The sequence below is a fragment of the Pseudomonas sp. SDT291_1_S447 genome, assembly GCF_054070155.1.
The window spans coordinates 117843-129573 of sequence record NZ_JBSVXS010000005.1 but is presented as its reverse complement, the minus strand read 5'-3'; the positions used below and the strand labels follow the sequence as shown (position 1 = coordinate 129573).

The window sequence follows — 11731 nt, the reverse complement described above, 5'->3', positions numbered from 1 at the left end:
ACATTTGGAATGCGTTCTTCTGTGGGAGCGAGCTTGCTCGCGAAGGGGCCAGACCAGACCAGACCAGACCAGACCAGACCAGACCAGACCAGACGCAGAACAGGCTGGACTAGCTACCGCTTTCAGTGCGGCGGCTACTGACCTCGGCCGGCACATCATCCCCGGCCATGCGCTTGCGGAACAACGCCGCACGCGCCAGCAGCAATGTCGTCACCGGCACAGTGATCGCCAGCAAAATCGGAATCAGCCAAGCATGTATGACCGGCCCCGACTTCAGCGCCGAAAAGCAGATGATCGACGCCAGTGCCACGCACCATGCCCCGAGCGTTGAAGCCAGTGCCGGCGGATGCATGCGCTGGAAATAATCCTTCATGCGCAATAATCCGATCGCGCCGATCAACGCAAACAGACCGCTGAGTACCAGCAGGATCGCCACCGGAATCTCAACCCACAGAGACAATTCAGCATTCATTCGATCACCTCGCCACGCAGCAGGAATTTCGCCAGGGCAAACGAGCCGACGAAGCCGAACAGCGCAATCAGCAGCGCCGCTTCGAAGTAAGTGTCACTGGAATAGCGAATACCCAGGGTCAGCATCATCAGCATGGCGACGATGTACAGGTAGTCCAGCGCCAGAACCCGATCCTGCGCCGACGGGCCTTTGAACAGGCGCACCAGGGTCAGCACCATGGCCAGCGAGAACAGGAACAGCGTCAGCAGAATCGCGTTCGACAGTAATGGGCTCATTCGAAAATCTCCATCAGCGGCCGCTCGTAGGTGCTCTTGAAGTGCTCGATGAATTGCGTTTCGTCATCCAGATCCCAGACGTGCAACAACAGAATGCTGCGATCCAGCGACAGTTCCGACCATACCGTGCCGGGCACCACCGTGCAGATCATCGCCAGAGTCGCCAGGCCGTGGGCGTCGCGCAAATCCAGCGGGACTTTGACAAAGCCTGAGCGCGGAGGGCGCCGACCAGCATTGAGCACGCCCCACGCAACGATCAGGTTGGACATCACCACATCACGGCCCACGAGCAGAAACAGGCGCAGAATCGTTCCCGGACGGCGAATACGCACTTTTTTCGGGCGCAGTTTGCGCATCATCAACGGTGCAGCAAAACCCAGTATCGCGCCAAGCAGCAGATTGCCCGGGCTGATCGACAGGTTCAGGGTCAGCCACAGAACGCACAGTGCCAGTGACAACAACGGGGCAGGAAATACACGCTTCATGGCTGCACCTCCAGCATCGCCGATTTGGCTTCCGGGCTCGGTACGGCACGGGTGCCGAGCACCGCCATCACGTACTGCTGCGGGTTGTGCAACGCCTCGGCGGTGGCCTGGGTGTAACGCAACAGGGGTTCAGCCTTGAAGGTCAGGACGATGCTCAGTCCCAGCAACAGGAAGATTGGCGCGCATTCGAGTTTGCGCAGTAGCGGTGAAGGGCGCTCTTCGGGCGTCCAGAAGCGCTGGATGCCGAGACGCGAGAACGCCATCAGCGATGCCAGCCCGGTGAGAATCAGCAATGCCAGCAACGCCCAGGCCGCGTTGGAAATCGGCGCGCCAGTGCCCAGCCCCAGCGGATTGAGCAGCGCGCCGATCAGGCTGAGTTTGCCGATAAAGCCGGACAGCGGCGGCATGCCGATGATCAGCAATGCGCAGGCGATGAAGCTCAGGCCGAGAAACGCCATGGTCCACGGGATGACCTGACCGACCACCGCTTTCTGCTCGTCATCGAGGTTGATGCCTTTGGGCGGCTGCAGGGATTCCTGTGGGCGCGGCAGCAGTTCGCTTTCATCCTCTAGCGGGATCTCGTTGGCGGAACGAGAACGTTCGATCAGCTCGGCCAGCAGGAACAGCGCGCTCAATGCCAGCGTTGAGCTGACCAGATAGAACAGCGCTGCGCCGATCAGGTTCGGTTGGGCGAAGCCTACGGCGGACAACAGGATACCGGCCGACACCAGAATGCTCAGACTGGCCATGCGCTCCAGTCGTTGTGCAGCGAGAATCGCCAGCGCCGCGCAGGCCATGGTCGCCATGCCGCCGTAGATCAGCCAGTCGCCGCCAAAGAACGCAGACGCTCCGGCCTGCCCGGAAAACAGAAGGGTCCACAGGCGCAGCAGGGTGTAGACGCCAACCTTGGTCATGATCGCGAACATCGCCGCGACCGGCGCACTGGCCGAGGAGTAGGCCGGCACCAGCCAGAAGTTCAGCGGCCACATACCGGCCTTGGCCAGGAACGCGACGGCGAGAATCCCGGCGCCGGCATGCAGCAAGCCACGGTCAGCTTCCGGCACCAGCGGAATCTTCAGCGCCAGATCGGCCATGTTCAACGTGCCCGTGACGCCGTAGATAAGTGCCGCGCCAATCAAAAACAGCGAAGAGGCCAGCAGATTGATCGAGATGTAATGCAGCCCCGACGAGACCCGCGCCCGACCCGATCCATGCAACAGCAAGCCATAAGACGCGGCCAGCAGCACTTCGAAGAACACGAACAGGTTGAACAGATCCGCCGTCAGGAATGCGCCGTACAGGCCCATCAATTGAATCTGGAACAACGCGTGGAAGCTCGAACCGGCGCCATCCCAACGTGCCATGGCGAAGAGCAGGGCGCTGACGCCGATGATCCCGGTCAGCACCAGCATCAGCGCCGACAGCCGATCGACTACCAGCACGATGCCGAATGGCGCCTGCCAGTTGCCCGGCAGGTACACGCCGATGGAACCGGGCACGCCGGTGGTTTGCGTCCATTGCAGCAACAGCACCGAAATGAACAGGCCGACGAGGCTGGAGAACAGATTGATTTTCGCCTTCAGCGGTCGGTGCCGCTCGCCGAGCATCAGCATGATGGCGGCGGTCAGTAGCGGCAGCAGAATCGGTGCGGCGATCAGGTGCGTCATCGCCATCATTCTTTAGGCTCCCGGCCGTCGACGTGGTCAGTGCCGGTCAAGCCGCGCGAGGCGAGCAGAACGACGAGGAACAATGCGGTCATGGCGAAGCTGATGACGATCGCGGTGAGTACCAGGGCCTGTGGCAGCGGGTCGGTGTAATGCAGCAAATCCTGGGTGACGCCGTCCTTGATCACCGGCTCCTTGCCGATGAACAGACTGCCCATGCTGAAGATGAACAGATTGACGCCATACGACAGCAGGCACAGGCCCATGACCACCTGGAACGTCCGTGGCCGCAGGATCAGCCAGACGCCGGACGCGGCGAGTACGCCGATGGCGATTGCGATGACTTCTTCCATCAGACGGCTCCTTTGCTGGCGACGGACTTGGGCAGCGATGCGGTCTTGTGACCCCGCACCGATTGGTGGGCGAGGGCGGTGAGGATCAACAGCGTCGAACCGACCACCACGCCATACACGCCAATGTCGAAGAACAGCGCGCTGGCGACATGGATGTCACCCAGCAGCGGCAAGCTGAAATGCCAGGTGTGGGTGGTCAGGAACGGATAGCCGACAACCATTGCCCCCAGCCCGGTGGCGGTGGCAAACAGCAAGCCGGTGCCCATCCAGCGCAGCGGCCGCAGGCTCATTTGCGCCTCGACCCACTGTGTGCCGGCGACCATGTATTGCAAGATGAACGCCACCGACATCACCAGACCGGCGACGAAACCGCCGCCCGGTTGATTGTGCCCGCGCATGAACAGGTAGAACGACACCACCAGCGCAATTGGCAGCAACAGACGCACCAGCACTGCCGGCACCATCATGAAGCCGAGCGCGGTGTCGCTGGCCGAACGCGGGTTGACCAGATCGGTGACCACGTCCGGCGCCAGCAAGCGTTGCTGAGCGGGCAGTTGTAGACTTTCTTTCGGTGGGCGGAAACGGCGGAGCAGGGCGAATACGGTCAGTGCCACGGCAACCAGCACGGTGATTTCACCGAGGGTGTCGAAGCCACGGAAATCCACCAGCATCACGTTGACCACGTTGCTGCCACCGCCCTCGGGCATGGCGCGGCTGAGGTAGAACGAGGAAATGTCGTTCGGCGTCTGCCGCGTCAGCATGGCGTAGGACAGCAGCGCCATGCCACCACCGACGGCAATCGACAGCAGCAAGTCGCGCAGACGGCGAATGCGTGCCTTGCGCAGGCTGCTTGGCAGTGGCGAGACTTCTTCGATGCGGCGTGGCAACCAGCGCAGGCCGAGCAGGATCAGCACGGTGGTCACCACTTCGACCGCCAGTTGTGTCAGGGCCAGATCGGGCGCGGAGAACCAGACGAAGGTCACGCAGGTCATCAAGCCGCAGACGCTGACCATGGTCAGCGCGGCGAGACGGTGATATTTGGCTTGCCACGCGGCGCCAAGGGCGCAGGCGATGGCGAGCAGCCACAGGGTCACGAAAACAATGGAACCGGGGATTTTCGGCCGGTCGCCCCAGCTCAGCGAGCTGTGCAACATCGGGATCAGACCGGCGAGTACCGCCGCCAACACCATCAGGAACAATTGCATCTGCAGACGCTTGGTGCCGAGTCGCCGCTCCAGGCGTCGGGCCAGGCGCATCATTACCACCAGGCTGCGCTCGAACAGGCGCTTGCCGTTGAAGCGGCCAACCAACGGCGGGTACTTGAAGCGTCCGCGCTTGAGCTGATTGCGCAGCAACAGATAGACAATGATGCCGCCTGACATGGCGATCAGGCTCATGATCATCGGTGCGTTCAGACCGTGCCAGATCGCCAGGCTGTATTCCGGCAGTTCGCCGCCGACGACGGGCAATGCCGCTGCCGCGAGCAATGGACCGACGATCTGCGCCGGGAAAATCCCCACCAGCAAGCAAGTGAATACCAGCAACTCGACCGGAGCACGCATCCAGCGCGGCGGTTCGTGCGGGGTGTGGGGCAGATCGGTGGCCGGTGGACCGAAGAACACATCGACGGTGAAGCGCAGGGAATAGGCAACGCTGAACGTACCGGCAATCGTCGCCACAATCGGCAGCGCTGCTTCGACCCACGCGGTGGCGTTGATGAACACGGTTTCGGCGAAGAACATCTCTTTTGACAGGAAACCGTTAAGCAGCGGCACGCCTGCCATCGAGGCGCTGGCAACCATGGCCAGTGTTGCGGTGAACGGAATCAGTTTGATCAGGCCGCTGAGTTTGCGGATATCACGGGTGCCGCTTTCGTGGTCGATGATGCCGGCGGCCATGAACAGCGAGGCTTTGAAGGTCGCGTGGTTGAGAATATGGAACACCGCTGCTACCGCCGCCAGCGGACTGTTCAGACCCAGCAACAGGGTGATCAGACCGAGGTGGCTGATGGTCGAGTAAGCGAGCAGACCTTTGAGATCGTTCTGGAACATCGCGCAGTACGCGCCGAGCAACAGCGTACACGCGCCGGCCCCACTGACGATGTAGAACCATTCTTCACTGCCGGACAGCGACGGCCACAGCCGCGCAAGCAGGAAAACCCCGGCTTTGACCATGGTCGCCGAGTGCAGATAGGCAGAAACCGGTGTCGGCGCCGCCATTGCGTGCGGCAACCAGAAGTGAAAAGGAAACTGCGCACTTTTGCTGAGTGCGCCGATAAGAATGAGGGGTAAAAGAATAGGGTAGAGGGCGTGTGCACGAATCATGTCGCCGGCGGCCAGGACCTTGTCGAGGTCATAGCTGCCGACGACATGGCCGAGAATCATGACCCCCGCCAGCAGGCATAATCCGCCGGCACCGGTGACCATCAGCGCCATGTACGCACCGCGACGGGCGTCGGCGCGATGGTGCCAATAGCCGATCAGCAGGAACGAGAAGAGGCTGGTCAGCTCCCAGAAAAACACGATCTGAATCAGGTTGCCGGAGATCACCAGACCGAGCATGGCGCCCATGAACGCCAGGAAAAACGCGAAGAAACGCGGCACCGGATCGTCCGGCGACATGTAATAACGCGCATAGAGAGAAACGAGCGTGCCGATGCCCAGCACCAACATCGAGAAAAGCCAGGCGAAGCCGTCCATGCGCAGAACGAAGTTCAGACCGAGGCTGGGCAGCCACATGAACTCTTCGCGGATCACGCCGCCGTGAGCAATTTGCGGGTACAACATCGCGACCTGGACGGTGCCGATCAAAGCGACCAGGCCTGCCAGCAGGGATTCGGTATTACGCGCGTTGTGAGGCAGCACCGCTGCCAGACAGCTGCCAATGAATGGCAGAAGCAGTAGAACTATCAGGGACATAGGCTTCTAATCTGCGGAAGTTTGTGAAGCATCATACGTGCCAGCTCCCCGATCACCAAACGCCAGGATGTCTCAGAATCCTACAAAGTAGTCTGGAATTTTCTGTTTGGCATTGTTTCAGGTAGATGGATGTTGCTTGGGATGGCCTCATCGCGAGCAGGCTCACTCCTACATTTGGAATGCGTTCCCCTGTAGGAGTGAGCCTGCTCGCGATAGCAATAATTCAGACTGTGAAGATTTCGGAGCTTTATCCCTGTGCTTCCCGCTCCAGCTCAGCTTCGGCTTCTGCAACCTTCCCCTTGGTCTTCAGCTCACTGACAATCACCGCCGCCACAATCAACCCGGCGCCCACCAGCGCAATTGCCGGCAACCGTTCCCCGGCAATCCGCCCGACAATTCCGGCCCACACCGGCTCACCGGCATAGATCAGCGTTGCCCGAGTTGGCGAAACACTTTTCTGCGCCCAGTTCATCGCCACCTGAATCGCTGCACTTGCTGCGCCCAACCCCAGCGCGGTCACCAGCAGGGTCCAGGAAAAACCCGGAATCATTTCCCCGGTCGGCACCACCAACAGAAACGACAGCACAGACGTCGTTGCCAGTTGCACAACAGTCACCCGGCGCACATCGACCTGGCCAGCATAGGTGCTGATCAGAATGATCTCTGCCGCGATGGCGATCGCGCTGATCAATGTGGCAATTTCACCCGGACTGAAATTCAGCGCAGCCCCGGACGGCCCCGACAGCAACATCAGCCCGGTGAACGCCAGCATGATGCCAATGCTCGGCATCAACCCCGGCCGCCGCCCCAGCACCAGCCATTGCAGCAACGGCACGAACGGCACGTACAGCGCGGTGATGAACGCCGATTGACTGCTCGGGATCGTTTGCAAACCGACCGTCTGCAGGCCGTAACCGAGCATGATCGCCACGCCAATAAAAGCGCCAGCCTTGAGTTCGAACAGGGTCAATTCACGCAGATGACGCCACGAGAACAACGCGACAATGCACGCCGCTGCGGCAAAACGCAGGCCGACAAAAAACATCGGGCCGCTGACGGTCATCGCATGCTGAACCAGCAGGAAAGTACCGCCCCAGATCATGGTGATCAGCACCAGCACGCACTCGGCTTTGCTGAAACGAGAGAAACGAAGGGGAGTGGGGGAGCTGTTCTGCGACGTCATGACCTTGCGCACTATAAAAAGGAGGCCGCACAATGCGCCCAACGTTGCGCAGTATACTGCCCAACCTCACTGAGTGAGCAATATAGTGCACAAAGATTCAACGCAACGGGCGTCCGTCCTGCAACACGTCAGCCTGAATGTGCGGCGCCTACGGCATGCCGCCGACATGAGCCAGACCGCGCTGGCAGAAAAGTCCGGGGTCAGCCGGCGCATGCTGGTGGCGATCGAGGCGGGTGAAAAGAACGTCAGTCTGACTACGCTTGATCGCGTCGCCGAAGCGCTCGATGTGGCGTTCAGCGATCTGATCCAGGCGCCGGATGCCCGCGATCCAAGCCGCATCAACGAGGTGGCCTGGGCAGGCACCCACCCCGGCAGCAAAGCGGTGTTGCTCTCCAAAGCCACGGCGACTCGCGAAGTCGAGCAATGGGAATGGTGTCTGCAACCCGGCGAGGTCTATCCGTCGCAAGCGGATGCCGAGGGCTGGAGCGAGCAGATTTTCGTCTTCGAGGGTTGCCTGACGCTAATGCTCGGCGATCAGCCGCAGCACATCGGCACGGGTGAGTTTTTCATGTTTGCCAGCAATCAGCCGCATTCCTATCGCAACGATGGCGATGTCGCGGCGCGGTTTGTGCGCAATGTGGTGATTTGAATGAGTCAGAGCGCAGACATCCTGATTATCGGTGGTGGCCTCAGTGGCACGATGCTGGCGGTACAATTATTGCGTCTGCCTGGCCGGCGTAAGGTCCTGATTGTTGAACCGCGTGCGGAACTGGGACGGGGCGAGGCGTACAGCGCGGTCGAGTTGGGTCACACACTCAATGGCAACGCCGCACGCATGAGCGTCGATCCGGGTAATCCGGATGACCTGACGCAATGGCTGACCGAGCATATTGCCGGCGGTGGCTGGCCTGAATCCGCCGAGCAGGATGTGCCGGTCAGCGAACTGTTTCCGCCGCGTGGGTTGTTCGGCGTCTATGTGCAGCAGCGCCTGGGTGAAGCGCGCAGAGTAGGGGCGCTGCATGACTCAAGTGTTGAACACATTCGTGCGGAGGTCGTCGATCTGCAAGTTGACACCGACTCGGTGCAGCTAACGCTGAGCGATGGCCAATCATTGCGCGGTGGCTACGCTGTCCTGGCGACTGGAATGTTCCCTGCCGCGCGAACCCCGCAGAAAACCTCCAGCGGTCTCAACGCTGCCGCGCTCGACCCATGGGATGTCGCGGCGATGCGTCAACTCGATCGGCAATCGACGGTGCTCATCATCGGCTCCGGCCTGACCATGGTCGATGCCGTGGTGTCCCTGGAGCATGCCGGGCATCGTGGGCCGATCGAAGTGTTTTCCCGGCATGGCTTGTTGCCCCATGTGCGCCGACAACCACCGGCCTGGGTGGATTTTCTTGGCGCCGATCACAGTATTCGCACGCCACGGCAGTTATTGCGCGAATTGCGTCGGCAATGCCGGGCAGCCATCGCGCAAGGTATCGATTGGCAGGCGCCACTGGACACGGTTCGGGTGCACATCGCTCGGTTGTGGAGTCAGGCGACTGACGCGCAGCGTCGACAATTCGTACGGCATGTACGGCCGTGGTGGGAAAGTCATCATCATCGTTCGCCGCCGATGAGTGCGGCGCTGGTTGAGCGTCTTTATAAAGAAGGGCGATTGCGTATTCAGGCAGCTTCGTTCAAAGGGCTTGAGCCAAGTCCGGACTGTGGCGCCCGTATTCGCATTCGACGGCGCGGAGAGTCGAAAACCTGCGTGGTGCAAGGCGCCGCGTTGATCAATTCCAGTGGAATTGAATACGACTGGCGCCGAGTTGCGCGACCGTTGCCGCAGCAGGTGCTGGCGCGGGGTTTGGTGCAGCCGGGGCCATTGGCGTTAGGAATCGCGGCGGCCGTGGATGGCGCGGTGCTGGATGCCGAGGGGCGTGCGGCTAGCCGGTTGTTTGCCATGGGACCACCGTTACGCGGGATGTGGTGGGAGAGCACGGCGGTGACGGATGTGGCGTTGCAGGCCAAGGCGCTGGCGGCGCGGTTGGTGGGATAAGGTTGATGGTGTTCTTTCGGGCCTCTTCGCGAGCAGGCTCGCTCCCACAGGGATTCAGGTTGTAAACACCATTTTTGCCACACCACAGAACCTGTGGGAGCGAGCTTGCTCGCGAAGGGGTCATCTGATTCAACATCTCTGTTGACTGGAAGACCGCTATCGCTGGCAAGCCAGCTCCCACATGGATTGTGTGATGGCTTAAAGGTTACGCCACCACTCGATAACACGGCACATACGCCGCGCCGCCCGGCAGTTTCATCCGGTGTTGGGCGACGAAGGCTTTGAGCAGCGCATCGAGCGGTTGCATGATCGCCGCGTCACCACGGATCTGGTACGGCCCGTGCTCTTCGATCAGGCGAATGCCCTTGTCCTTGACGTTGCCGGCGACGATCCCGGAGAACGCCCGGCGCAGATTGGCCGCGAGTTCGTGCGGTGGCTGGTCGCGGTGCAGTTTGAGGTTGGCCATGTTTTCGTGGGTCGGATCGAACGGACGCTGGAAGCCTTCGTCGATTTTCAGCAGCCAGTTGAAGTGGAACGCATCGTTGCGCTCGCGGCGGAACTGCTTCACTGCTTTCAGGCCTTGAGTCATCTGCCGCGCCACTTCGGCCGGGTCGTCGATGATGATCTCGTAGTGCTGCTTGGCCGCTTCGCCGAGAGTGGCGATGACGAAGGCGTCGAGCTGTTCCAGATACGGCGCGGCATGTTTCGGCCCGGTGAGGATCACCGGGAACGGCAGCCCCTTGTTGTCCGGGTGCATCAGTATGCCCAACAGATAGAGGAATTCTTCCGCAGTACCGGCACCGCCCGGGAAGATGATGATGCCGTGGCCAACACGGACGAAGGCTTCCAGACGTTTCTCGATGTCCGGCAGGATCACCAGCTCGTTGACGATCGGGTTCGGCGCTTCGGCGGCGATGATGCCCGGCTCGGTCAAACCCAGATAACGCCCGCCGTGAATACGCTGTTTGGCGTGGGCAATGGTCGCGCCTTTCATCGGGCCTTTCATCACGCCCGGGCCGCAACCAGTGCAGATGTCGAGGCTGCGCAGGCCGAGTTCGTGGCCGACTTTCTTGGTGTATTTGTATTCTTCGGTGTTGATCGAGTGGCCGCCCCAGCACACGACGATTTTCGGCTCGACGCCCGGGCGCAGGGTGCGCGCGTTACGCAGCAGGTGGAAGACGTAGTCGCTGATGCCTTGCGAGGTGGTCAGGTCGATGCGTTGGCTGTCGAGTTCGTTTTCGGTGTAGACGATGTCGCGCAGGGCGCTGAACAGCATTTCGCGGGTGCTGGCGATCATTTCGCCATCGACGAACGCGTCGGCCGGCGCGTTCAACAGCTCCAGGCGTACGCCGCGATCCTGCTGGTGAATGCGGATTTCGAAGTCTTTGTAGGCTTCGAGGATGGTCTTGGCGTTATCGACATGGGCGCCGGTGTTGAGGATGGCCAGGGCGCACTGGCGGAAGAGGGTGTAGGTGCTGCCGGATCCGGCTTCGCTCAGTTGCTGAACTTCACGTTGAGAAAGGGTTTCCAGGCTGCCTTTCGGGCTGACCGAGGCATTGATTACGTGTCGTTGGGTCATGCAATGATCCTTAAAACGATGTCATCTCAAGACTAGGCGATGGCATCCGAATAGTGTGTATCCATGAATGAAGATGGCACGATCTGCGCTATACCGCCATGTCCCCGTTGGACGCTGAAAAGATGAAAAGGAGCCCCAGCATAGCTAAATCCGCGCTAGAGGCGATAATGCGCCGGCCGGTTTTTTCAGTTAGCCCTTTTGTCGCTCAAGGAAGTCATTTGTGATGTTCGAGATTCAGCCGATGGACGCCGCCACCTTTCGCCAGCAGACGCGACGCAGCACGATCATCATCGCCGTGCTGTTCCTGGTGCTGGCGATGCTGTTTTCCGGCGTGGCGGTGGCGCTGTTCGGCGAGCCCGGCGGCGATAACCTGCGCTTCAATGTCGGCGGGGTGTTTGTCGCCTTTCTGCTGACCGCTGCGTTATTGCGCGGGCGCTTCTGGAATCAGAGCTGGATGGCGCCAGCGGTGTACAGCTGGCGGCTCAAGCGCAATCTGATGAGCATCACCAATGTGATGCATCAGGTGACGGCGGCGGTGGAGCAGAACGATCCGACGGCGATGAAGGTTCTACGCTTCTACCATCTGGGATTGACGCAAATGCACGAACTGGACGGCAACTCCAGCGATCACGGGCAGCTGTGGCGCGAAGCCGAGGCGCACAAGGCGCGGATGCAGGCGCTGGGACTCGATACCGAGCAGACGCGCCTGGATCCGGCCTGGCTGGAGGCGTTGAAGCCAACTTCGCGCTGAAACGTCC

General features: G+C 60.8%; 11 protein-coding genes. 3 read left to right on the top strand and 8 right to left on the bottom strand.

What is annotated here, in order from left to right:
• Positions 1–109: 109 nt before the first annotated feature.
• The 7 genes from ACW9IR_RS03700 to ACW9IR_RS03670 all read right to left on the bottom strand — a co-directional run bounded on the left by ACW9IR_RS03700 (position 110) and on the right by ACW9IR_RS03670 (position 7350).
• Positions 110–472, bottom strand: coding sequence for a Na+/H+ antiporter subunit G (locus ACW9IR_RS03700; RefSeq protein ID WP_016982998.1), 363 nt, complete (start codon positions 470–472; stop codon positions 110–112).
• A complete protein-coding gene (locus ACW9IR_RS03695; protein WP_007910754.1) occupies positions 469–747 on the bottom strand; it encodes a K+/H+ antiporter subunit F in 279 nt (92 codons plus the stop codon). Before ACW9IR_RS03695 ends, ACW9IR_RS03700 begins: the two co-directional genes overlap by 4 nt.
• A complete protein-coding gene (locus tag ACW9IR_RS03690; RefSeq protein ID WP_457461720.1) occupies positions 744–1232 on the bottom strand; it encodes a Na+/H+ antiporter subunit E in 489 nt (162 codons plus the stop codon). The genes ACW9IR_RS03695 and ACW9IR_RS03690 overlap by 4 nt, the downstream gene beginning before the upstream one ends.
• Positions 1229–2908 carry a monovalent cation/H+ antiporter subunit D gene (locus ACW9IR_RS03685; protein ID WP_110720445.1) on the bottom strand — a complete coding sequence of 560 codons (1680 nt, stop codon included), beginning with the start codon at positions 2906–2908 and terminating at the stop codon, positions 1229–1231. Before ACW9IR_RS03685 ends, ACW9IR_RS03690 begins: the two co-directional genes overlap by 4 nt.
• A complete protein-coding gene (locus tag ACW9IR_RS03680) occupies positions 2905–3249 on the bottom strand; it encodes a Na+/H+ antiporter subunit C (protein ID WP_007910763.1) in 345 nt (114 codons plus the stop codon). The genes ACW9IR_RS03685 and ACW9IR_RS03680 overlap by 4 nt, the downstream gene beginning before the upstream one ends.
• Positions 3249–6167, bottom strand: coding sequence for a monovalent cation/H+ antiporter subunit A (locus tag ACW9IR_RS03675; RefSeq protein ID WP_457461717.1), 2919 nt, complete (start codon positions 6165–6167; stop codon positions 3249–3251). Before ACW9IR_RS03675 ends, ACW9IR_RS03680 begins: the two co-directional genes overlap by 1 nt.
• Positions 6168–6414: 247 nt before the next feature.
• Positions 6415–7350 (bottom strand): DMT family transporter, encoded by a 936-nt coding sequence (locus ACW9IR_RS03670; RefSeq protein WP_457461715.1) that lies wholly within the window; start codon positions 7348–7350, stop codon positions 6415–6417.
• Between the two features lie 85 nt (positions 7351–7435).
• Here ACW9IR_RS03670 and ACW9IR_RS03665 point away from each other — a divergent pair, with 85 nt between their 5' ends.
• Positions 7436–7999: a helix-turn-helix domain-containing protein gene (locus ACW9IR_RS03665; protein ID WP_095120325.1), complete on the top strand. Its 564-nt coding sequence runs from the start codon at positions 7436–7438 to the stop codon at positions 7997–7999.
• Positions 8000–9394, top strand: coding sequence for an FAD/NAD(P)-binding protein (locus ACW9IR_RS03660; protein ID WP_457461713.1), 1395 nt, complete (start codon positions 8000–8002; stop codon positions 9392–9394).
• 205 nt (positions 9395–9599) lie between these two features.
• On the opposite strand, the gene ppnN is transcribed toward ACW9IR_RS03660, so the two are convergent.
• Complete coding sequence (gene ppnN, locus ACW9IR_RS03655) at positions 9600–10973, bottom strand: nucleotide 5'-monophosphate nucleosidase PpnN (protein ID WP_102902084.1); 1374 nt, start codon at positions 10971–10973, stop codon at positions 9600–9602.
• Positions 10974–11196: 223 nt separating this feature from the next.
• Here ppnN and ACW9IR_RS03650 point away from each other — a divergent pair, with 223 nt between their 5' ends.
• Positions 11197–11724: a DUF3087 domain-containing protein gene (locus tag ACW9IR_RS03650; protein WP_457461711.1), complete on the top strand. Its 528-nt coding sequence runs from the start codon at positions 11197–11199 to the stop codon at positions 11722–11724.
• Positions 11725–11731: the final 7 nt, after the last annotated feature.